This window comes from Pantoea sp. XAF26B01_ASV70 (assembly GCF_054512635.1).
The window spans coordinates 1,739,996-1,765,009 of record NZ_CM137251.1; the positions used below are offsets into that span (position 1 = coordinate 1,739,996).

The 25,014-nt window shown below is 54.7% G+C and carries 12 protein-coding genes; 9 read left to right on the forward strand and 3 right to left on the reverse strand.

Annotated elements, in window-relative coordinates:
- Positions 1-1,623 precede the first annotated feature (1,623 nt).
- Together ACX8ZY_RS08095 and ACX8ZY_RS08100 are read right to left on the reverse strand one after the other, a co-directional pair.
- Positions 1,624-2,142: a hypothetical protein gene (locus ACX8ZY_RS08095; RefSeq protein WP_421665347.1), complete on the reverse strand. Its 519-nt coding sequence runs from the start codon at positions 2,140-2,142 to the stop codon at positions 1,624-1,626.
- Between the two features lie 101 nt (positions 2,143-2,243).
- On the reverse strand, positions 2,244-2,516 hold the full coding sequence (locus ACX8ZY_RS08100; RefSeq protein WP_421665348.1) for a hypothetical protein: 273 nt from the start codon (positions 2,514-2,516) through the stop codon (positions 2,244-2,246).
- Positions 2,517-2,810: 294 nt separating this feature from the next.
- Between ACX8ZY_RS08100 and ACX8ZY_RS08105 the strand changes: the two genes are divergently transcribed.
- Both ACX8ZY_RS08105 and ACX8ZY_RS08110 read left to right on the forward strand, forming a co-directional pair.
- Entirely contained in the window at positions 2,811-3,116 is a 306-nt protein-coding gene (locus tag ACX8ZY_RS08105) for a hypothetical protein (RefSeq protein ID WP_421665349.1), read from the forward strand.
- A gap of 1,201 nt (positions 3,117-4,317) precedes the next feature.
- Entirely contained in the window at positions 4,318-5,862 is a 1,545-nt protein-coding gene (locus ACX8ZY_RS08110; RefSeq protein WP_158131602.1) for a methyl-accepting chemotaxis protein, read from the forward strand.
- Positions 5,863-5,965: 103 nt separating this feature from the next.
- On the opposite strand, the gene ACX8ZY_RS08115 is transcribed toward ACX8ZY_RS08110, so the two are convergent.
- Entirely contained in the window at positions 5,966-7,420 is a 1,455-nt protein-coding gene (locus tag ACX8ZY_RS08115) for an AMP nucleosidase (protein ID WP_031591057.1), read from the reverse strand.
- A gap of 465 nt (positions 7,421-7,885) precedes the next feature.
- On the opposite strand from ACX8ZY_RS08115, the gene ACX8ZY_RS08120 reads away from it, so the two are divergent.
- From ACX8ZY_RS08120 to ACX8ZY_RS08150, 7 genes are all read left to right on the forward strand, one after another.
- The gene (locus ACX8ZY_RS08120; protein ID WP_022625464.1) at positions 7,886-9,295 is read left to right on the forward strand and encodes an EmmdR/YeeO family multidrug/toxin efflux MATE transporter; all 1,410 of its coding nucleotides are present in this window, start codon (positions 7,886-7,888) and stop codon (positions 9,293-9,295) included.
- Positions 9,296-9,491: 196 nt separating this feature from the next.
- A complete protein-coding gene (locus ACX8ZY_RS08125) occupies positions 9,492-10,604 on the forward strand; it encodes a lactonase family protein (protein ID WP_033778932.1) in 1,113 nt (370 codons plus the stop codon).
- 147 nt (positions 10,605-10,751) lie between these two features.
- Positions 10,752-10,907: a hypothetical protein gene (locus tag ACX8ZY_RS08130; protein ID WP_010670871.1), complete on the forward strand. Its 156-nt coding sequence runs from the start codon at positions 10,752-10,754 to the stop codon at positions 10,905-10,907.
- Between the two features lie 411 nt (positions 10,908-11,318).
- Positions 11,319-12,986, forward strand: a complete 1,668-nt coding sequence (locus ACX8ZY_RS08135; RefSeq protein ID WP_158131603.1) for a ShlB/FhaC/HecB family hemolysin secretion/activation protein — start codon at positions 11,319-11,321, stop codon at positions 12,984-12,986.
- A 15-nt stretch (positions 12,987-13,001) separates the two neighbouring features.
- On the forward strand, positions 13,002-24,368 hold the full coding sequence (locus tag ACX8ZY_RS08140) for a hemagglutinin repeat-containing protein (protein WP_421665350.1): 11,367 nt from the start codon (positions 13,002-13,004) through the stop codon (positions 24,366-24,368).
- Positions 24,368-24,595 (forward strand): hypothetical protein, encoded by a 228-nt coding sequence (locus ACX8ZY_RS08145; RefSeq protein ID WP_156323622.1) that lies wholly within the window; start codon positions 24,368-24,370, stop codon positions 24,593-24,595. Before ACX8ZY_RS08140 ends, ACX8ZY_RS08145 begins: the two co-directional genes overlap by 1 nt.
- Before the next feature lie 42 nt (positions 24,596-24,637).
- Positions 24,638-24,907: a hypothetical protein gene (locus ACX8ZY_RS08150; protein WP_050680079.1), complete on the forward strand. Its 270-nt coding sequence runs from the start codon at positions 24,638-24,640 to the stop codon at positions 24,905-24,907.
- Positions 24,908-25,014 lie beyond the last annotated feature (107 nt).

Consider the following 25,014-nt stretch of genomic DNA (forward strand, 5'->3'; position numbering starts at 1 on the left):
CGGCTGCCTGCGCGCCCCGCTGTGCGGGGTGCCTTCGTCACGCCCTGCGGCCGACGGACCGTCCGGACTCGCCATCCCTGGCTCGTGCCGTCCTTTCGCCGACGTCCTGTCGGCTCCCGGCTTCCGGTTGTTCCTCAGCGCTCCGGACGCCTCTGGCAAACCCCTGCCGATGGGTTTGTCACCCGGACTGGCTGGGCTCAGGCCGCTGAAAGCGGGGAAAGATACATAAGGTTTCGCTTTGCAGCGGGCTTGCACTGAGCGGTTTCGCCTGCAAAGCGATGGGGCGTTTTAGATCACTTAGCCGCGCGTTAGCGCTGAGAGGGTTACGCCCGCCAGGCGAGGGGGAGTTTCAGGTTGCCCGTGCAGGCGGACGCGTCAAGAGGCGGACGCCCGCCCCTTAACAATCCCGGCGTCCGGCTGCCTGCGCGCCCCGCTGTGCGGGGTGCCTTCGTCACGCCCTGCGGCCGACGGACCGTCCGGACTCGCCATCCCTGGCTCGTGCCGTCCTTTCGCCGACGTCCTGTCGGCTCATCCTTGCCTCTGGTTGTTCCTCAGCGCTGCGGACGCCTCTGGCAAACCCCTGCCGGTGGGTTTGTCACCCGGATGGGCGGGGCTCAAGTTACTGAAAGCGGGGAAAGATTCATAAGGTTTCGCTTTGTAGCAGGCTGACACTGAGCGGGTTTCGCCTGCCAGGCGATGGAACGTTTTAGATCACTTAGCCGCGCGTTAGCGCTGAGAGGGTTACGCCCGCCAGGCGATGAGGAGTTTCAGGTTGCCCGTGCAGGCGGACGCGTTAAGGGGCGTACGCCCGCCCCTTAACAATCCCGGCGTCCGGCTGCCTGCGCGCCCCGCTACGCGGGGTGCCCTCGTCACGTCCTGCGGCCGACGGACCGTCCGGACTCGCCATCCCTGGCTCGTACCGTCCTTTCGCCGACGTCCTGTCGGCTCATCCTTGCCTCTGGTTGTTCCTCAGCGCTCCGGACGCCTCTGGCAAACCCCTGCCGGTGGGTTTGTCACCCGGACTGGCTGGGCTCAGGCCGCTGAAAGCGGGGAAAGATACATAAGGTTTCGCTTTGCAGCGGGCTTGCACTGAGCGGTTTCGCCTGCAAGGCGAGGAGAGTTTCAGGTCATTTAGCCGCGCGTTAGCACTGAGCGGGTTTCGCCCGCCAGACGTATGGGAGTTTCAGATCACTTAGCCGCGCGTTAACACTGAGCGGGTTTCGTCGGCCAGGCTATGGGGCAGGCGGTGTCTGATACACTGCGAAACATTGCAATAGAGCGAATATGGCGGAGCTGTTGTTATTCGCGGCTGTTCTCGTTTGTGCGGTTAAATTATAAAAGCATTTCACTTGTGGCGTTTGTTGTTACTCGTTACTCCATTTCAACGGTGCATTTAATTCCGTTATTACTCACATCATGGCTATCAAAAATCCGGGGCTCCACTGTACGCCAACTCCAGGTTGCATTTCCCTGATGGTAAAAAAAGAGGAGTTTCACACATACTCAGCGTTGACAGGATCTCTGAGCGTTTTAGTTAATTCAGGTAAGCTGATTTTAATGTTGAGCTGACGGAGCTGACGGAAAGTTTTATTACGCTAAATCAGTGTTATTCAAATGCCTGTTTTAGCTGTGAATTAACCCGTGATAATTGCTGTTCTTGCCTGTTTTATAAGCCTGCTGCCAGGAGAGAAGAGATATTAAGGTGTGGTTGAATTTAGTCGCCGCCATCTCCTCCGTCACCACCGTTACCTCCCGCACCGCCGTCACCTCCCGTGCTGCCACCATTCCCTCCGTTCCCCCCTGCGCCACCATCACTACCATTGCTGCCATTCCCACCATTTCCACCATTTCCGCCATCTCCCCCCATACTGCCGTTTCCTCCATTCCCGCCATTGCCTCCGGCCTGGCCATTCTGTCCAGCACCTCCGTTCCCGCCATTTCCACCGCTTCCTCCCAGGCCGCCATTTCCGCCATCACCGCCATTGGCTCCGGCACCACCATTTCCTCCTGGCCCTCCATTTCCGCCGATACCTCCGTTTCCCCCTCGTCCTCCATTTTCACCCGGACCGCCATTGGCCCCGGCACCGCCGTTCTGACCCGGTCCGCCATCAGAACCTGCAGCGGCATCAATGAGAATGACATTATGGTGTGAACTCAACATATCCGTTTTGTACTCAGCATGCGCATACGGAATGATGATTAGCGAAGCTAACAAAGTGATTGTTTTCATTTGAAAATCCTTTTCAGAAAACTTTCTCCACCGGTCCCTCCGTTACCGCCTGCACCACCCGCACCACCCGCACCGCCTGCGCCACCCGCACCACCCGCACCGCCTGCGCCACCCGCACCGCCTGCGCCACCCGCACCGCCTGCGCCGCCCGCACCACCTTCGCCGCCCGCACCACCTGCGCCGCCCGCACCGCCTTTACTTGATGTATCGGGATTATCGGCACTCCCACTATTGCCACTATTGCCACTATTGCCGCCATTGCCGCCATTGCCGCCATTGCCGCCATTACCTCCTTTTCCTCCGTTAGTACCTTCTCCCGGAACGCCTCCTTTGCCTCCCGCGCCTCCGTTTTCACCATTGCCTTGTTGTCCGTCTTTACCTGCTGAGGGCTGGAGGGAGGTATTTGAGGATGAAGTATTCATGTCGCTGGCAGTCTGAGCCAGGGAGTAAAACGGACATGCCACTGTCAGTACGGTGGCTAAAAATAATGGGTAACTTCTGGTAAGTTTCATGTGCTGTTCCTGTGCTAACAGTGATAATGCTCCTGCTATAACGGTTACAAACAGGAGCTTTTTAGTTAATGGACGCCAGACTATCAGTCTCCGCCGCCATCACCGCCGCCATCACCACCGCCATCACCGCCACCATCACCTCCTCCATTACCACCGCCGTTGCCTGCATCATTTCCGTTACCGTCACCACTCCCGTTAGCATTCCCGGTGCCGTTATTACTGTTATTACCCTGATCAGAACCGTTGCCGTTTTTACTGCCGTTATCATTATTGGAATTATTACCATTCTGGCTGGCGTTAGCGGCGCCATTACCATCACTTCCGCCAGCACCTCCGGCGCCGCCAACACCTCCGGCACCACCTTGTCCACCTAACGCTCCTCCTGCACCCCCTGCGCCACCTGCGCCGCCGGCACCTCCCGCACCAGTAAGAATGAAGGAAGATTTAGAGGTGTTGACGTCAATGTTTGCTGCACTGATATCAAATTGCCTGGCCATACCCTGAGCGGAGTAGAATAAAACCATACTCGCTAACACAGTCATATTTTTAACTTTCACAATAAATCCTCTTTAAGTGAGTAATTAAATTTATTATCTGCGCTGCCAAAGGTATGTTAATTTTCCTCAAATACTTCTTGTCAATCTTCCTCCATTTTGGGGTTTCTTTATGCGTCCTTTATTTGATTTTATGTGAAAGGCGGGAATACATTGCCAGTATGTGGCACTAATTTTAAGAAATAGCTTCTACAGTCTGCTGTTATTTATATTGCACAGCAATTATGGAGTGACAAGCTCAATAATGATGATTTTTGTTGCTGTGTATGTTTTTATATTTCGTCTGCAATATACTTCAGTTATGTTACGGTTTTTAATTTCATCTGTTACTGCAGCTGATGCGTGGGTCAGGCAAACCTATTTCTCTCTGCGATTGCCCGGGCTATCCGTTCGTATCAAGGGCTGATGATGGAGAGTTTATTCGTGATGCATATCAGACCAAGGCTATCGTGCAGACGGGCACGCTCATCAACGCACTCAGGGCGTTTTCTGCCTGAAGGCTGGATTGCTGCGGCCGGGCTGAAGCATCCTTATGCCGATCTGTTCTGCCATATTCTTCGAACTAATAAAGCATTCATATCCTGCGAGACGTCACAGAACCGGCCCGCGTTTAAAGTGATGTACAGAAGTTCCTGACGTTATTTATAATTATAATTTATGTATTCCTGGTTTTTATTTCTGTGTTTTTTGCATGCGAAAAGCATCCAGGTTGTAGCAGCCTTAAAAGCCGCGCCTGCAAGGGTTAAATGAAATTTTTATGACATGCAAACCAGTGTAGCGTAACGCAGTAATAAGTTAAGACAACGGTATGCATAAGGGTTCTGATTGTTTATAACGCACAAAAAAACGATTTCTGGTTGAACTGGAAATCATCGAAGCCTGACAAATTTATGAGTTTTTGTGATGCTTTGCAGCGGTGCCATTAATTCTGGTTAATATTATTTATGTGATAAATATTCATTGAAGTTAAAAAAAGAGATGCCGATAGATCTATATCGCCGCCCCCCTTCAAGGAATTTTAATGAAAATCTCTACGCGCCTCGGTTCCGGATTTGGCACGTTAATCATCTTTTTCTCCATATGTATCGTTGTCGCTATTCACTCTTTATATCAGGCTAAAAGCACGCTTGAGTCAGTTGTTCAGGGTGATATGAAAAAAACAAAATTAATCAATGAACTTACCCTGGCGCAGCGCGATATGGCGATAACCGTCAGGAATTTATCACTCTTTTCAGATCAGGCTCTTATCCAGGAGCAGTCTGATCGTCTGGTTAAACTGAAGGCTAAATTTGCAGCCAGCAGGGATCAACTGAATACGATGATCAGCCAGTCTGGCGATACGGAAGAATATAAAGCCTTTGCGAAGATCAGTGACAGCGAGAAAAATGCTCTGGACGCCTTCAGTAACACCGTTCCGCTGGCACTGGCTAAAAACAGTGACATCACGGTTAAGTATCTGTTGGAAAAAGTCAGACCCGCACAGGTTCCGCTGCTTGAAGGTCTTACCCTGATGAGTGAAATCCTGGCGAAGCAGTCGGATGACTCAGTTAATCAAAACGCGAAAAATACCGAAAGAGCCTACATCATCCTGGTGACGCTTTTAGTTGCGGCTATTTTGTTCGGCACGGGCACCAGCATCTATCTTATTCGTAAACTCATGAGCGAGCTTGGCGATGAACCGAGTACAGCGCGGAAACTTGCTAATGCGATCACTAATGGGGATCTGACCACTCCTGTTAGCTTGAAGAAAAATGACACTCTCAGTCTCATGGCCTCTTTAAACAGCATGCAGGTTCGGTTACGGGATATCGTTTCAGAAATTAAATCAGGCTCTTCTTCAGTCGCCCTTTCTGCGAATGAGATTTCTGAAGGAAACAATGAGCTTGCATCCCGCACTGAACAGCAGGCCGCTGCCTTGCAGGAAACGGCTGCGAGTATGGAACAGCTCACCGCTACGGTACAAAATAACAGCAAAACTGCCAGGGACACAGCCAACTCAGCTAGAGATACCGCCTCGATTGCAAAACGAGGGGAAACGGACGTCAAACGAATGTCAGATACGATGAGTGATATTTCAAAAAGCGCGTCTAAAGTCAGAGATATCACCGCCGTCATCGAAAGCATCGCATTCCAGACTAATATTCTTGCCCTGAACGCAGCCGTTGAAGCGGCACGAGCGGGAGAGACGGGAAGGGGCTTCGCTGTCGTCGCGTCTGAAGTCAGAACGCTTGCACAACGTAGTGCGACTGCCGCAAAAGATATTAAAGCGTTAATAGAGCAGGCTGTCGGACAGGTTGAATGCGGCGTCACTGTTGCCAGTGATACGGGTTTGAGTATTCTCAAAGTCGTGCATTTAGTGGATGAACTGGCTGAATCCATGGATGCTATTGCGCTGTCGTCGGCTGAACAGATGCAGGGGATTTCTCAGGTGAGTATTGCAGTCAGCCAGATGGATGGGGTGACGCAAAATAACTCTGCTCTGGTAGAAGAATCATCAAGTGCTTCTCAGTCTCTCTCTGAGCAAGCGCAGTCTCTCAGGCTGATTGTAGAGACCTTTAAAGTATAAATTATCCCGGCGCTGACATGCGCATTGGGTAAATTCCAAAGCAAGAGGCCGGTACTGCCTGTCAGCAGTACCGGCCTTATTCCTCGCCTCAGCCGGCTAACGCTTACCTGAAAGGCGGCTCATTAAAGGTACGCAACTTACGCGAATGCAGCTTATCGCCCTCGGCGCGCAGCAGCTCAACAGCGTGAATACCAATCTGCAGATGCTCCGAAATCGCCCCTTCATAGAAACGGTTCGCCTGACCGGGCAGCTTAATCTCACCGTGCAGCGGCTTGTCTGAAACGCACAGCAGCGTGCCATATGGCACCCGGAAACGATAACCCTGTGCGGCAATAGTGGCGCTTTCCATATCGACCGCCACCGCACGGCTCAGGTTAAAGCGCAGTGCCGAAGCGGAGTAGCGCAGTTCCCAGTTGCGGTCGTCCGTGGTCACCACGGTGCCGGTACGCAACCGCTGCTTCACCTCTTCGCCTGGCATGCCGCTCACTGATTTGGTGGCGTCATACAGCGCGCGCTGCACTTCGGCAATGCTGGGTACCGGGATATCAGGCGGCAGCACGCTGTCCAGCACGTGATCGTCGCGCAGATAGGCATGGGCCAGCACATAATCACCAATCCGCTGGCTCTCGCGCAGACCGCCACAGTGACCAATCATCAGCCACGCATGTGGACGCATCACCGCCAGATGATCGCAGATGGTTTTGGCATTCGACGGGCCAACACCAATATTAATCAGCGTAATACCGCGACGATTCGGCGAGGTGAGATGCCAGGCGGGCATCTGGTGCTTCTTCCACGCCAGATCCGAGAGCATCGATTCACTGTCAGCGGTGTCGGCGGTCAGCACCACATCGCCCGCGCAGGCCAGGCTGTCGTAAGGGGTACTGGGATCGCGCACCTGCTCGATCGCCCAGCGCACAAACTCATCAACATAACGGGTGTAGTTGGTGAACAGCACAAACGGCTGGAAGTGCTCTACGCTGGTGCCAGTGTAGTGGCGCAGGCGGGCCAGCGAGAAGTCGGTTCGCAGCGCGTCGAAGTGCGACAGAGGGGATTTTGCATCGGCATGGAACAGGCCATCGGCTGTCTCATCACCAATCTGTGACAGCTCGGTGGTCGGGAAGTGGCGCGCAATACCGGCGCTCATGGTGCGATCCAGTGACAGGTCGGAACCGTCGATCACGTAAGGGTAGGGGATCTCCTGGCTGGAGGGCCCCACGTCGATCTCCAGCTGATACTCCTTCTCCAGCATCTGAAGCTGTTCCGAAATATAGTGGCGCAGCAATGCCGGGCGGGTGATGGTGGTGCTGTAACTGCCGGTGTGGGTGAAGCGTCCCCAGGCACGCGTGCGGTTCTGCTGCGGACCGTCGCCGCGCCAGGTGATGCGCAGCTCTGGGTAAACAAATAGTCCCTGCGCCCGAGCGGCGGCATCGGGCAGCGTGCCGTTTTCGGTAAAGGCTTTAATCGCCTCGCGCAGCGCATCGACGGCGCCATCGTACAGGCGTTCAAGTTCATCCAGCGCCTGCTGGCTGGTCAGGTTTTTCCGTAGTGTCGGCATGGTTTCTCCTTCCATTTTTTTCCGCAATTTGCCCCAAGCTTAGCGGGTTTGTTGCGGAGATTGTTGAAGAATCTGTGATCGCCGTTTTTTTGCGCCAGCGAAGCGGGAATTCTGAGCAGCGCTGTTTTAAGTGAAGATCTGCTGCACTGAAAAACAGTAAGAAAATCTTTACTATCAGAAGGGGTGGTTCGCCACGTTTGAATGCGTTACCGATGAGGAGATGGCGGAAAAACCGCCAGCAGCAAAGCATGGCCAACCGATCATAACGTCAGGGAAATAATCAGGTTTGCTACAGCGGGCGGGGCAGTGAGGCAGATTGTGCCGTGGCGGCATTAAAAAGTTTGTAACCATGATTAATTTGCACCGGAAAGACTTTGCATATTTCTCTGCCCACTATCATCATTAGAACTCCTGTCCAGTCTCTTCTGATTTGGTAATCCTTTGCAAAATCCCGGCGTAGCAGTGATGCAGGCGATCAAGCGCACGGCGTGGTACCCGAAACGCCGTTCGTATCGCACGCTCTACTGGCGTGAGATATCGCCATTAGCAGTGCCTATCTTTTTCGAGAACGCCTGTGTGCTATTGATGGGCGTACTGAGCACCTTCTTGGTCAGCTGGCTGGGTAAAGAGGCGATGGCGGGCGTCGGCCTGGCCGACAGCTTCAACATGGTGATCATCTCGTTCTTTGCTGCCATCGATCTTGGTACCACGGTGGTGGTGGCGTTCAGCCTGGCAAAACGCAACGGCAAGCGCGCCCGCGCCGCCACGCGTCAGTCGCTGGCCATGATGACGATACTCGCCTTTGTGCTGGTGATCGCCATTGAGTTCTGGGGCCATCTGATTGTCGATGCGATTGCCGGTGCCGCCGATCCGAAAGTCAAAGCGCTGGCGCTGAGCTATCTGCAGACTTCCGCCTGGAGCTATCCGGCCGCCGCTATCACCCTGATTGGCAGCGGGGCGCTGCGCGGTGCAGGTAATACCAAAATTCCGATGCTGATTAACGGCGGCATGAACATCCTCAACATCATCATCAGTAGCGTGCTGATTTATGGCTGCTTCTCGTGGGACGGTTTAGGGTTTATCGGTGCCGGGCTCGGACTGACCATCACCCGCTATATCGGGGCGATCGCGGTGATTTACGTGCTGATGATCGGCTTTAACGCCTCACTGAAAATCACGCTGTCGAGCTATTTCCGGCGCTGGAACAGCAGCATTCTGATGGAAGTTTTAGGTATAGGCGTGCCTGCCAGTATCGAGTCGGTGTTGTTCAACGGCGGTAAACTGCTGACACAGGTGTTTGTTGCCGGAATGGGCACCAGCGAGATTGCCGGGAATTTTATCGCTTTTTCTATCGCCTCACTGATCAACCTGCCAGGCAATGCGCTGGGTTCGGCTTCAACGATTATCACCGGTACCCGTCTGGGCAGGAATCAGGTGTTCCAGGCGGAACGCCAGGTGCGGCACGTCTTCTGGCTGGCGACGGTCTGCCTGACCGTGATGGCCCTGCTGACGGTGCCGCTGGCCGGGTTGCTGGCACGGTTTTATACCAGCGACCCGGAAGTAATTAACGTGACGAAGCAGCTGATCTGGCTTAACGCGCTGTTTATGCCGTTATGGGCCGCTTCCTGGGTGCTACCTGCCGGACTCAAGGGCGCACGCGATGCGCGTTACACCATGTATGTGTCGATGTTCAGCATGTGGGGCGCCCGCGTGGTGGTCGGCTACCTGCTCGGTATTGAACTGGGGATGGGCGTGACCGGTGTCTGGCTGGGGATGTTCCTCGACTGGACGGTGCGTGGCATCTTCTTCTGGTGGCGACTTAACAGCGGCAAGTGGCTCAACCGCTATCGAAAAATGATCGCGAAAACCGGTTAGCGCGTTGTTAACGCCTTTCACCCGCCGTGGGGAAAGGCGTCTTACCTCTTTCAGCACCATTAAAAATAACATCTCCGTCACATCTCCAGACTTTCGAACCGAATTTCAGACAGTTGCACAAAGCCAGCCTCCCCGGACAGGGTTAGCGTAATGCCTGCTGCGCAATGATGCAGACACTACTTATCAAGGTGACCCTATGATCCGTCTGAAAACGGCGCTGGCACTCCTGCCGCTGCTGTGTAGCGCCCCGTTATGGGCGACAACCTTTGTCTATGTCTCCAATGCTGAATCCGGCACCGTTTCCCGCTATCAGCTCAGCGAGGCGAATGGCAGCCTGCAATGGCGTGGCGATACGCCTGCCGGTAAAAAGATTATGCCGCTGGCGGCCAGCCCGGATGGTAAACGGCTCTATGGTGCGCTGCGGAGTCCGCCTTATTCGATCATCAGCTGGCGCGTCTCGGGTCCGCACGGTGACTTGCAGAAACTGGCGGTGACGCCGGTTGCAGCCAGCTTTCCGTGGATCACCACCGACAAAAGTGGGCGCTATCTGCTGGCTGCCTCCTATGACAGCGATATCGTCACCAGCAACCGGATTGATGACAAAGGAGTTGTGACACCCCAGGTCACGGGCGAGGTGAAAACCGGGCCGCATGCCCACTCGGTGATCACCGACGTCAGCAATCATTCACTCTACGTCGGCAACCTTGGCGCGGATCGCGTGCTGCAATATGCCTTTGCGGATAACGGCGCGATAACGCCGCTGGGAACCGGATTTGTTCAGGGCGAGAAGAACAGCGGCGCACGACATTCGGTAATATCGCCCGACAATCGTTTTCTCTATAACCTCGCGGAGATGAGCGGCACCATTACGCAGTTCCGTCGCGCGACGGATGGGTCGCTGACGGAGCTGAAAACCTGGCCGAATGCGGTGGCGAAGAAATATAACCTGCAGCATGGCGAGCAGCGCCCGGCGGGCTACAGCGATCCCACGCCGCGCATCTGGGCAGCAGACATTAAAATCATCCCGGACGGACAATTTATCTATGTGACCGAGCGCACCTCCGGCACCGTCAGCGGCTACCGGGTTGATAAACAGTCGGGTGAGTTAACACTTATCGGCAGCTGGCCGGTTGAAAAACAGCCGCGCAGTATTGCGATTGATGCGCAGGGTAAATGGCTGATCGTCAGCGGGGAGAAGAGCGCGGTGATTGGCAGTTACGCCATCGATCCCGCCAGCGGCGAACTCAAACGGGTTGCTGAAGCCCCGGCTGGTAAAGGCGCGAACTGGGTGACGTTGATAACGCAGTAACCGTTTTGAGCAGCCGGTGTCTGGCACTGGCTAAACAGATGGTGGCTGCTTATGCCATTTCCGGCATAAGCAGCGCAGAAATTTTTGCTTCAGATTGGGCGTGTAAGCGGGTTAACTCAGAGCATCAACTGATGCGGAGAGCCTGAAATGAAACAGAAACTGATAGCCTGGTTTGAACAGCTGCTGAGCGGCCCTGTGGCGAGTGAACGTGTGCATGATATTAACGTGGAACTGCTGCTGCCGCTGAGCCAGCTGTATGGACTGGAATATTATCCGGCAGTGCATCGCTACCATGAAAAATAATGGTTGTTGTATATTGTCTGGTTAAGGCCCGCTACGTTGCGGGCCTTTTTGCATCTGTAGTGCCCGAGTCATTTCAGCCAGCAGGCTTCACCACGAAAAGCAGTAATATCATTATTTTTTATCCCACTTAATACCCCAGCGCCGTTATATGAATGAGTAATCCGGCGCGGATCTATATTCATCAGTGCACGCCGTTACATCCATTCCCTTAACACTCATAAATGAGCTCTGCACAAAGAAAGTGGCTAAGTCATTACAAATTTGGCTTAGAAAACGTTTTATCACCGCTAATTTTACTTTTTGTAAAACCACATCATTATTTTAAGTCAATAAGGAACTTCCGATTGTTAAGGTGGTAATCTGCACGCCTGTGCTTACACAAAACTTACAATAAGCGTTGTTAATCCTTCGATGAAAATGCCTGAAACAGGGAAGTGGCTGGTTTTCGGAGCCAGTTTGTTTATCAGCAATGTCATGGCTGCACCGGTCACGCCGGGTGATCTTGACGTTATTCAAAACCAGCAGCAGCAGCGGTTGCAGCAGGATCAGCAGCAGCGTGATGCATTAACACAGGCGCATCAGGTTGAGCTGCAAAAAACTGAATCGGCGCCAGCCAGCGGCCCCTGTTTTGAAATCAACCAGATTTCACTGCAACAGGCGAGCTTAATCACGCCTGATACACAGAAGAGACTTGTCGCTCCCTATATCAATCAGTGCCTGAGTCTGGACCGTATTAATCAGCTGGTACGCGCTATTTCAGAGTGGTATGTCCAGCGTGGATATATCACCAGCCGGGCCTTCCTGACAGAACAGAATCTTTCCCACGGGACGTTAAATATCACCGTACTGGAAGGAAAGCTTGAGGCGATTCATTTGCAGGGTGCCAGTGCACGTCAGCTGAACATGGCGTTCCCGACCCGTGCAGGCCGTATTTTAAATTTACGTGACATTGAACAGGGTATGGAGCAGATAAACCGGCTTCGTACTACGCCGGTTCAGATTGAAATCATCCCGTCGTCTCAGCCGGGCTATTCCATTGTTAACCTGACCAGCACACCTGAGTTTCCTCTGACGCTGGGGCTGAATATGGACAATAGCGGCCAGCGAAGCACCGGCATCGGTCAGCTTTCCGGCTCGCTGGTGGGTAATGACCTGCTGGGTGTTGCCGATCGCTGGTTTGTCAGCGGTGGTCGCAGTAGCGCTTTCAGCGACTGGCGCGATGCGCAAAATTTCCAGGCGGGCGTCAGCGTGCCTTATGGCTATGGGCTGCTGGATTACAGCTATAGCTGGAGCAACTATCACAGCCGCTTTAACGCCAATAGTTTCGACTGGTATAGCAACGGCGACAACATCTCTAACCGCCTCAGCGGCTCGTGGGTGCTGTTCCGCAACGGGCAAATCAAAACTGGCCTTCAGGTTGGGCTGAACCATTACGTCAGCCATAACTGGCTGAATGAGACGCTGCTTCAAAGCAGTAGCCGCAAACTGACCAGTCTGCAGATCGGTTTTAACCATACGCAAAAAATTGCAGGTGGGGTGGCCACTCTGAACCCGATGCTGAGCCGCGGGATGCCGTGGTTTGATGCGGAAAGCGACAAGGGTAAAAGCGACGATTTTCCGAAAGCTGAATTCCGCAAATGGAGCGTCAGCAGCAGCTATCAGCGGCCTGTCACTCAGAAAATGTGGTGGCTCAGCAGTTTTTACGCTCAGTGGTCGCCGGATCGCCTTTATGGCAGCGAACGCCTGACAATTGGTGGCGAGAACTCGGTTCGCGGCTACAAGGAGCAATACCTGTCCGGCGATGTTGGCGGCTATCTGCGTAACGAACTGAATTACTCGCTGTTTACCCTGCCTGCAATCGGCGAGGTCAGCACCACCCTGGCGCTGGACGGCGGGTGGCTCCAGAGCGACAAACAGGATCGCTACGCAGCAGGCACGCTGTGGGGCAGTTCGCTGGGACTTGGCACCCGTAACGCGCATGTTTCCACTCAGCTGTCGCTGGGTATCCCTGTCAGCTACCCCAATTATCTTGCGCCCGATCGCCTCAGCGTTTACGCGCGTGTTGGACTCGTTTTTTAAAAAAAGGCCCCGATTATGGATGATCAATTAAAGCTTTCACTGCCGCGTCGTCTGCTGAGCTATCTCATCTGCTCGCTGATCGCGTTTCAGCCACTGCTGCCCGCCTTTTCTGCGGCGATAGCGCCCGTCACACCAGGTACCAACGTCGATGCTGCCGGGAATGGCGTGCCGGTCATTAATATCGCGACGCCGAATGCGGCGGGCCTGTCGCATAACCAGTACCAGAATTACAACGTGGGTCAGGAAGGGCTGATCCTGAACAACGCAACCGGCCGGTTGACGCAGACCCAACTGGGTGGACTTGTCCAGAACAACCCGAATCTCAAAGCCGGGCAGGAAGCCCGGGCCATTATCAATGAGGTGGTGGGTGCTAACCGTTCACAGCTACAGGGCTATACCGAGGTAGCGGGCAAAGCGGCCAATGTGATGGTCGCTAACCCTTATGGCATTACCTGCAACGGCTGCGGTTTTATCAATACGCCCAACGTTACGCTGACTACCGGTAAACCGCAGCTTGATGCGCAGGGCAATCTGCAATCGCTGGAGGTGACGAAAGGCGCAATCAGCATTGAGGGTAAAGGACTGGATGGCAGCCAGGCTGATGCTGTCTCGATCATCGCGCGCGCAACCGAAATCAACGCGGGCATCCATGCCAAAGATCTTAATGTGACGCTGGGCGCAAACCGGGTCGGTGCTGATGGCAGCGTGACACCCATCGCGGGCGAAGGTGCTGCGCCATCGGTTGCTGTAGATACCGGCGCGCTGGGCGGCATGTACGCAAACCGCATCCATCTGGTCTCCAGCGAAAACGGCGTTGGCGTCAATCTCGGCAATCTTAATGCCCGTCAGGGCGATATGGTGCTGGATGCGCAGGGTCGGTTAAGCATCAACAATAGCCTGACCAGCGGCACCCTGACTGCAAAAGGCAGCAGCATTGCCCTGCAGGGTGAACATAAAGCCGGGGGCAACGTTGCGCTGACAGCGCAGCAGGATATCGCCTTAAATGGGGCCTCGCTGGGCAGCGACGCCTCGCTGGACCTCAACAGTCAGGGCAATATCACGCTTAAAGGCAGCAGCGTGAAGGCAGGCCAGAATGTGCGTCTCAGCGGTGCTAACCTGAGTGTTGATAACAGCAGCAGCGGTAGTGCGGTAGACGCGCTGCAACTCTCTGCCACCTCTCAGCTGGACAATGCCGGTCAGCTCGCCGCCGCAAAAACACTCGATATTCAGGCTGCACAGATCGCTAACAGTGGCAGCCTGGCCAGTAATGGTGACGTGCAGGTTCGCACTAACACTCTGCAACAGAACGGTAAGCTGCTGGCTCAGGGTAAAAACACTTTGGCTGTTAGCGGACAGCTGACTAACCGCGATGAAATCAGCGGCAGCAGCCTGAACATTCAAAGCGGCACTCTTGATAACAGCGGCAAACTGATCAGTATGGGTGATGCCACGATCACGGCTAATCGTCTGAATCAGGACGGGATCTTTTCCGCACAGGGCAACGCACTGTTCAGTGTTGCGGACACCTTCAGCAACAGCGGCAATCTGGTCAGTCAGCGTCTGCAAATCGATGTCCCGACCCTGAATAATAGTGGCGAGATGGTGAGCCATGGTGATGCCGTGATTAACAGCGATACGCTGCAACAAAACGGCTCCATCACTGCACGCGGTGACGCGCAACTGACCGCTCGTGGCAGGCTGGAAAATCAGGGGGCCATCAGCAGTCAGAACGCACTCATCCTGAACAGTGCACAACTGCGTAACATGGGCTCGTTAACCGCACCCAATCTGACGCTGACCGCCGGGCAAATCAGTAATGGCGGCCTGCTTCAGGGCTCTAATCAGCTCTCTTTAAATTCCGGACAGCTGGATAACCTTGCTGCGGGGACGATCAGCTCCGACAACGACTTTGCGCTCGATTTGCCACAGCTTAATAACAGCGGATTGATCACCAGCGGCAAAACACTGGTAGTCAGCGGCGACCAGCTGAACAATAGCGGGGAAATCAACGCTGCCAGCCTCAGCGCCCGGTACGGGCATCTGGATAATCAGCTGGGTGGCAAACTGCTGGCCAGTGACCCACTCCAGCTGCACGGCGATGTACTGACTAATCAGGGCATCATCGCCGCCGCAGCGCTGAATAGCGATGTCAGCCAGATCAATAACAGCGGAACAATCCAGGGCGACAAGGCAGTATCGTTGCAGGGCAGCGGGTTAATCAACAGCGGCACGCTGCTCAGCGCAGGCCAGCTGAATGTGCAACAGCAGATGCTGGACAACAGCGGACTGATGCAGGGCAAACAGCTGACACTGAATGCTGACCGCTGGCAGAACAGCGGCAATGCCCTCAGTGAAGCCGACGCCGACCTGCAAAGCGACACGCTGGTCAATAGCGGCAAGATTCTGGGACAACAGGGCATCGCGCTAAAAGCGAATCACACTGACAACAGCGGCTGGCTGATTGCCCAGGCGCTGATGCTGCGTGGTGACATGATTAACAGTGGCCTGATTCAGGGTAATCAGCAGATTACCCTGGAAGGCGACCAGCTGGATAATCAGCAGGGCGGACAGTTGCTGAGTGACGGCACCCTGAACGGCAACATCACTTCACTGAATAACCACGGCGCAATGCAGGCCGATCAGATGGCGTTAAACGCGAAGGCGTTGCAGAACAGTGGCACTGTTCGCGCCGGAAAAACACTGACAGCCCATGTCGGGGGTGTGCTGGATAACAGCGGAAGCCTGATCAGCCAGCAGCAGATGAATTTACAGGCTGGGGAGATCGATAACAAAGGCACACTGGCGGCAGATAACCTCAGCCTGCATGCGCCAGTGCTCAGTAACGCCGGTCTGCTGCAGGGCAACAGCACCTTAACGCTGGATCATCAGCAACTCCACAACCTCCAGGGCGGCCAGTTAATCGCCGGAGGACCGCTGACGCTGACGTTAGATCAACTGGATAACGACGGGCTGCTGCAGGTTAACGGTAAGCTTTCAGTCAACGGAAACCGTCTCAACAACAGCGGACGCCTGCTGAGCGATGACCTCGATCTTCAGATTGCCGATACGCTGAATAACAGCAGTACGGGACAGATCGTGACCGGCCAGCAGGCCGACCTGCATGCCCAAACGCTCAGTAACAGCGGCCAGATTGCGGCACAGCAACTCAGCGCCAGCGGTAATACGCTGGAAAACAGCGGGCTGCTCCAGGGCGACACGCAACTGGATCTCGGATTTGCTCAGACCCTCAACCACAACAATGGGCAACTGCTGAGCGGCGATCGACTGATCGTCAAGGGCGGTAGCGCGATCAATGATGGCAGCTGGCAGGGCCAGCAACTCGACGTCACGCTGGATTCTCTCGACAATCGCGGCAGCCTCAATGGCATCAGCGCCTTGCGCGGTAATATCGCCACCGATCTGATCAACAGCGGCATGCTGGTCAGCCAGGGCAATAGCGACCTGAATGCCACCACGCTGCGCAACAGCGGCAAAATAATGGCGGACCGCCTGGGGTTGCAGGGCTCCAGCCTGAACAACAACGGTCTGTTACAGGGCAACACGGCGCTGACTGCTCAGGCCGATAACGTCACGCAATCTGCCGGTGGCAAAACGCTGAGCGGCGGAACACTGACGCTGACCGCGGGTCAGCTCAACACCCAGGGAACGCTGCAGGGCGAGCAGGCAACGGTTAACGCTGACAACTGGCTGCATCAGGGATCGCTGCTGGGCAGCAAAGATCTGAACGCCAGCATCAGCAATGAACTGCATAACACCGGCTCGTTGATGAGTCAGAACACCGCACAGGTTACGGCGAACACGCTGAACAACAGCGGCTCACTGCTTAGCGAAGGGGCGATGGTGCTGAACGGTGCCGCGCTGAATAACAGCGGATCGGTGCAGGGCAAAACCCTGACCATTTCACCCGCCAGCGTCATTAATCAGGGCAGCCTGATTGGTCTGCAGGCATTGACGTTTGCCGCTGCGCCACAGGTGGCCGGGCGAATGCTGCTCAGAGCGCTGGCCGCGCCATCACGTCAGCTGATCAATAATCAGGGCGGATCGCTGCTGACGCAGGGTACGCTGAACATCAACGGCGGAGACGTTGTTAACAACGGCAGCTGGCAGGGACAGCAGATCCTGCTGAATGCCCGGCAACTGACCAATAATGGCGCGATCCAGAGTGCGGATGCGCTGCAACTGATTCTGGCCGATCGCCTTGATGCGGGCGCGGGCAGTAAGATTTCAGCGAATGGCACCGCGGCACTGCAGGCACTGACGCTGACCAATCAGGGTGAATGGATTGCCAGAAACCTGACGCTCCGGGGCGACACGTTAAACAATAACGGCACCGTCACCGGTGTCGACGCGCTGACTGTTGGCCTTAACGGTGCACTGACTCAGCAGCAGGATAAAACGCTGCTCAGCGCAGGCAGGCTGACGCTTCAGTCCTCCTCGCTTAATAATGCCGGACGCGTGCAGGGCGGCGATCTGCAGATCACCAGTGGTGCGGTTGATAACAACGGGCGCTTACAGGGTGACAACAGCCTGCTGGTCAATGCTGGTGGACGCATCACCAACGGTGGCAATGGCGCCATGATCACGCAAAACGCCCTGACGCTGACCGGGCCAGAACTGTTCAACTATGGCCTGATTCAGGGCAATGGCAACGGTGTCGCGACATTAACCGGTTTAACGCAAAACGATGGCCGGTGGCTCTCGGGTGGCGCGCAGACATTGAATACGCCGCAGCTGAATAACAACGGCTGGTTACAGGCGTCTCAACTCATCCTCAATGCGACTAATGCCAGCAATAACGGTACGCTGCTGGCCGACGGTCAGGGCACGCTGACCGGCAATGGCTTCAGCAACCAGGGCACAGCCCAGGGCGGCAACCTTGAGGTTAATTATCAGCAGGTAAACAACAGCGGCACGCTGCTGGGTAACAACCGGCTGAGCGTGATGGCCGCTCAGGTCAATCAGCAAAGCAGTGGTCGCCTGTTCAGTGGCGGCACTTTACTGGTTCACAGCAATGGCTTTGATCAGACTGGTCAGGTTGTGGCGCTGGGTGATGCCACGCTGGAGATCGCGAATGGTTTTACCGGTCGCGATGTGCTGGCTGCGGGCGGGCGACTCTCCGTCAGCAGTAATGGCGCGATAGACAACCAGGGCACGATGCAGGGCGGCGCGCTGACGCTGAGCGCAGGCGGCGATCTCACTAATAATGGTCAGCTCACTACCGGTTCGGGTGACAGTACGTTTAGCGGCAACCGCATCGCCATGAACGGGAATGGCAGTCTGCAGGGCGGCGGTAACATCAACTTAGCCAGCCGCAGCGATATCACTGTTGATGGTTTTACGGGTACGTTGGGCAATCTGACCCTCAGCGCACCGGGCAGCATCGTCAATAACGCGCTGCTCTATGCGGCCGGCAATCTCTCTCTTTTTGCCAACAGCATCCGCAACCAGCGTGCCGATATGCTGGCAGGCGGCAGTATGTGGCTTCAGGGAGACGCGGCAGGGAACGCCAACGGCGAGGTAGTTAATAACTCCGGCACCATCGAAACGCAGAACGGCGATATTACGATTAATACGGGACATTTGCTGAATACAAGGGATGGGTTAAGGACATCGCAGATGAACGTGACCTCACCTTCACGGGCTGGTGTAGGTGATGCCACTATTAAAATTAATGTTAATGAGTTACCAGCGGGTTCTTACGGTTACTACACCATAACTCAAACAAAAGAGAGCGGGGGAGGTTGTGCTGGGGCTGATGGTGGGTGCTCTGTACATACCACAACAAAAAATTACTACGCGCCATTCCAGTCAGCAGTAATTCAAAAGTTTGCGCTTTCCAGTTCAACGATAGACGTCAGCAGTAACGGCGCGGCAGGGACGGTTTCATCCGGGCGCGACTTGCTGATAAGGGCCAATAATCTGGACAACCAGGCGAGTAATCTGCTCGCGAACCGAAACATCAGCCTTGGCGGAGGTAATTTAAATAACCAGTCGTGGCAGGCCGGGGTACAGAATAACTATGCGGTATATGAATATAAAGGCAATAAACCTACAAGTGGTCAGCCCGGTTCCAATACTGGCCCCTTTAAAGGTACGGGTCATATAGATACCGAAAGTAATTTTATTTTCTATAATCTTACCGGTAATGAAACCACCTTTACGCCTGGCCAGCTCTACCGCGCCGTTATTCAGGCCGGAGGCAATGTCTCTGCAAATTTCAGCGGCGATATCAGCAACACTAACACCACAGCGAATGCCGGCTGGAGCGGTAATACCCTTTCGGCCCCCGCTTTACGCGTCTTAACCGCGGCAGGCACCGCAGGCGCGCAGTCTCATCAGCAACTGGCAACTGCCGACAAAGCCGCAATCAATACCCCGCAATGGCGCGATCAGCTCCAGAATGCGTTGCAGCAGGTCAATGGCGCAGGTGCGCTGGAGACCGCATCACAGGGCAGCGCATCGCTGACGCAATATGCAACTGCGGGTAAAAACAACGCAGCGCTGGGTAAAGCCGTTAACCTGACGAACGCTTCTCAGGGTCCTGCGTCGCTGCATAACTATAAGGCCGCTGAGGTTGATATCAGCGCCTATCCATTACCTTCTGGCGAAAACGGCTACTTTGTTGCGTCGAACACCAATAGCCGCTATCTGATTACCGTTAACCCCAAACTTAATGGCCTGGGCCAGCTGGATCAGAGCCTGTTTGGTGAGCTGAATGCAAAACTGGGCAAACAGCCTGCGACCACGCCATTACAGGAAACGCGCCCCCAATACACAGACGAGAACGCCTTCCTCGGCTCCTCATACATGCTTGATCGCCTTAACCTGAAGCCAGATTATGATTATCGTTTTCTCGGCGATGCGGCGTTTGATACCCGCTACGTCAGCAATGCGGTACTGAATCAGACCGGCAACCGCTACATCAATGGCCTGGGATCCGATCTCGCCCAGATGCGCTATCTGATGGACAACGCTGCGGCGGCGCAAAAGTCGCTGGGACTGGAGTTTGGTGTCTCACTCTCTGCCGGGCAACTCGCCTCTTTAGACAAGAGTATGGTCTGGTGGGAAGCCACCACCATCAACGGTGAAACGGTGATGGTGCCGAAGCTTTATCTGTCGACAAAAGATGTGGAGATGCGCGATGGCAGCGTAATTGCCGGTAACAACGTGACGCTGAAAGGCGGGAACATCACCAATACCGGTAGTAGCGTGATGGCCAAAAACGATCTGACTATCGACAGTCAGAACACGCTCAGTAACCTCAACGCCGGTCTGCTCCATGCAGGTGGCGATCTGCAACTTAGCGCACTGAATGATATCAACAACGTCAGCGCGACTATCAGCGGTAAAAAGGTGGCACTGGAGAGTATTAACGGTGACATCAACAACCTGACTACTTCACAGCTCTGGCATCTGGATGCAGATAACGGTAAGGGTGCGAAGAAATCCTATACCGAAACCCTGAGCGGGCCAACGGCGAGCATCACGTCACTGGATTCTCTGAGCCTTAAGGCGGGCAACGATATTGCCGTCACCGGCGCTAACCTCAAAGCGGGTGGCGATCTGCTGCTGAACGCCTGGAATGATATTGCTATCACCGGGAACCAGAACGTCACTGGCAGCGCGCAATCCGGCTTCGGAAACCGCTGGCAAAAAGTTGACCCAACCAGCACAACCACCGTCACCACGGTCGGCAGCCAGATCGCCGCAGGCGGCAATATGGCGATGCAGGCGGGCCACGATCTGACTGTTACCGCCAGCAACATCAGCGCCGGTAAAAACGCGGCGCTGGCAGCCGGTAATGATCTTAATCTCAACAGTGCGACCACCAGCCAGAATGATGTGAAGGGTAAACGTGAAACCCATTCAACCGGGCTGGATCGCACGACGCTGACCAGCGGAGGCGATTTTGCACTTCAGGCCGGACGCGATCTCAATAGCCAGGCGGCAGGCATCGCCGCAGACAAAGACGTGACCTTACAGGCGGGACGCGACGTCAATCTGCTGGCGGCTGAAACCGGTTCTGGCAATAGCTACAAATCCGGTAAGAAGGTTGAGATTAATGAGTCGGTACGCCAGCAGGGTACTGAAATTGCCAGTGGTGGGAGTACGACGGTTAAAGCGGGTCAGGATGTTAACAGTGAAGCGGCTCAGGTTACGGCCAGCGGTAATATCGCAGTGGGTGCCGGACGCGACATCAACCTGACCACCGCCACTGAAAGCGATTATGCCTACAAAGAAGAGACCAAAACCAAAAAAGGATTTTTGAGTAAAAAGACCACGCATACCATCAGCGAAGACAGTGACACCCGTGAAAATGGCACCTTACTGAGCGGCGACAATGTCACGCTTAATGCGGGCAACAATTTACTTGTCCAGGGTTCACAGGTCGTGGGCGATGGTACCGTAGCGCTCAGGGCCGGTAACAACGTGGATATCGTTGCTGCGACCAACACGGACTCAACCTGGCGTTTCTCGGAAACTAAGAAAAGCGGCCTGATGGGAACCGGTGGCATCGGCATCACGGTAGGCAGCAGTAAATCGGTCCATGACTTACGTGACAAGGGCACCACCCAGAGCCAGAGTGCCAGCACGGTGGGCAGTACGGGCGGTAATGTCAGCATTATTGCGGGCGGACAGGCTCATGTCAGCGGCTCAGATCTGGTGGCGGGACGTGACCTCGCCATTACCGGCGACAGCGTGATCATCGATCCGGGTCATGATAAACGGACTCATGATGAACTGTTTGAGCAGAAGAAGAGCGGGCTGACACTGGCGCTCTCCGGGGTGGTGGGTGAAGCCATTAATAACGCGGTCGCGGCGGCGCAGACATCGAAAAAAGAGAGTGACGGTCGCCTTGCTGCCCTGCAGGCTACAAAAGCCGCGCTTTCAGGCGTTCAGGCCGTGCTGGGCGGGCAACTGGCGGAAGCGAGCGCCGATCCCAACAACGGCCTGGGCGTCAGCCTTTCCCTGACCACACAGAAATCAAAATCGCAGCAGCATCAGGCGTCCGACAGCGTCGCCGGATCCACGCTCAATGCCGGTAAGAACCTCTCCATTACCTCTGCCGGTAAGGGCAGTGGCGAGCACAGCGGCGACATTCTTATCGCCGGCAGCCAGCTGAAAGCCGCAGGTGACAGCAGCCTCAATGCTGCCAGGGACATTGTGCTGAGCGGGGCGGCCAACACTCAGGAAAGCAGCGGTAAAAACAGCAGCGGCGGCGGTGGCGTGGGCATCAGTTTTGGTGCCGGACAGGGCAGCGCGGGTATCAGCATTTTTGCCAGCGTTAACGGCGCCAAAGGTAAGGAGAGCGGCAACGGTACGCGCTGGTCTGAGACCACCCTGGACAGCGGCGGCAGGGTAAGCCTGAACAGTGGAAGAGATACCACGCTCAACGGCGCGCAGGTCAGCGGTAATCAGGTAACGGCCGATGTGGGCCGGGATCTGACCATCACCAGCCAGCAGGACAGCGACCGTTACGATTCAAAACAGACCAGCTACGGCGCGGGCGGCAGCTTTACCTTTGGCTCAATGTCGGTGTCCGGCTATGCCAGCGTCAACCAGGACAAAATGCACAGCAACTTTGACAGCGTGCAGGAGCAGAGCGGTATCTATGCCGGTAACGGCGGCTTTGACATCACCGTTGGCAATCATACCCAGCTGAACGGTGCAGTGATTGCCAGCCAGGGCGATGCGGCAGACAACCGTCTGGATACCGGTACGCTCGGCTTCACCGATATCGGCAATGCGGCGGACTACAGGGTCAGCCACAGCGGCGGCAGCATCGCGCTGTCCAGCGGTGGCGGCATGGGTGCGCAGATGCTGTCCAGCGTGGCGTCCAATGCCGCCAGCACGCTGCTGTCGGGCCTGAACAACAACGGCCATGCCGAAGGCACCACGCAGTCGGCGGTGGCAAACGGCACCGTGATCATTCGCGACCGGGTCAACCAGAAGCAGGATGTGGCAGACCTCAGCCGTGACACAGAACATGCCAACGACAGCATCAGTGCGATCTTTGACAAAGAGAAAGAGCAGAAGCGGCTTCAGACGGCTCAGTTAGCCGGTGAAATCAGCGGCCAGATGACAAATATCGTCACGACCATGGGCGATATCAAAGGGCTTGAGAAGGCGCAGAGTGCGAAGAACGCCGAGACGCTGCCCGCCGGAGCAACGGAAAAACAGCGGGGAGAGTGGCTGGAGAAAATGCGTGATTCGCCAGAGTATCAGGCGGAGATGAAGCAGTGGGGCATCGGCAGCACGTCGCAGAAGGTCGCACAGACGGTTGGCAGTATTCTGACGGGGCTGGTGACCGGCAATGCAGGTCAGGCGGTCGCAGGCGGACTTAATCCGTGGGCAGCTCAGCTGATTAAGAAGGAAACGACCGACGCTTCCGGCAACGTTGATGTGGCAACCAATGCGATGGCCCATGCCGTGTGGGGTGCAGTATCATCGCAGATGTCGGGCGGCAGTGCGGCAGCGGGTGCGGCAGGTGCCTTTAGCGGCGAGCTGGCCACACGCTACATCGCAGAGAAATACTGGGGCGCAGATACCCCGGAGAAGATAGCGGCGCTGGGACAGGAAGACCGCGAGCAACTGAGCCTGCTCGGCACGCTGGCGGCAGGACTTGCGGGCGGCATGTTGGGCAACAGCAGTGCTGCGGCGACGAGCGGCGCGGTTGCCGGGAAAAATGCGGTTGAGAATAATGAGCTGTCAGGTTTAAGTGGATTTGGTAGTGGTTTCTGGAGTAATAATCAAGCACAAGGATCCCTGAAAAATAACACTAATCTTACAGATGAGACTGGTAAGGTCCTGAATCCGGCAACACCAGAAGAAATTAAGTATGCCTCTGATAAACTGGTTTCGGGAGATTTACCTGCCGGACAGAACCCGGCAACAGGCTTATTAACAGCGTGGGGAGCTGGAGCTACTGCTGTTGTTGCACCTGTTCTGTTACCATCTGGTGCAACGGCCGGAAGTATTATCGGTGCAGGTGCTATAGGTGGTTCTGCAAATATTTTGAATCAGCTACAGAGCGGCGACCCCTTCAGTGCCACTGATGCACTTATCGCTACAGGTATCAGCGGACTCACTCAGGGTAAGGGGTTCTGGTTCACTGAAGTAGCAGGTATTACAGGTGCTTATGCAGGGGCTAAGTTGCAAGGAAAAGAGGCACTTCCAATTGTAGCTGGCGCTGCTTTTGGTACGGGGGTTGGGGCTGCAGGAGGCAAAGCAGTAGAGGTTGGAAATAAATACCTACCTTTAATTTCAGAAAAAGCAGCTGGTTTGGCTGGAGCTGTGATTGGTTCCGGAGCTTCAGAGGTCGCTGGCTCTGAACTTCAAAAACAGTTGGAGAATAAATAATGAAAAATATAGCATTAGCCATAAAGTTAATATTTTATTTCTTTCTTATAACCACATTAACTTTATTTTTAGTTAGGTTAGGTGTGGCATCTGTTTTTATGATAAGGAATGGAAGCTTTTCCTTTGAATGGCGAGAAAATTTATTCGATTCCATACAAAGAGGTGCCGTTATTGGTTTGGTTTTAGGTATTGGTATTTTGTTTTTATCTAGTCTAAAAAGAAGGTAAGTTGAGAATAGTGCGCGAAGGGGTGACCAGGCGCGCGCAACAGTGAAACAGGCAGCTGAATGTCTGAAGAGAAAAGTTTGGGAAAAGCTGGGGGAAGGGATAACCTCTTCTATCGCCAACGGCATTATCAATGCACTTGCAGATACCGGGTCTGCGGTTGCTGCTACTTTTAGGCAGGTGTCACTGGGGAACCAGCTGGCGCTGGAAGCCACTGGTGGAATGCTTGCCGGAACTATGTTGCCGGGTAAGAAAATACCGCATGTAAGCACTGGTATTATTTCTGAAAGTGTAACTTTTAGTGCAAAGCAGTGAGATAAAAATTTCAAGCATGCCATTTATTTTGACATTGTTACGGCGAAGAAAAATCCAGAAACAATTAAATATTTCGAAATAGCCATTAAAAATCATATGGATGATAT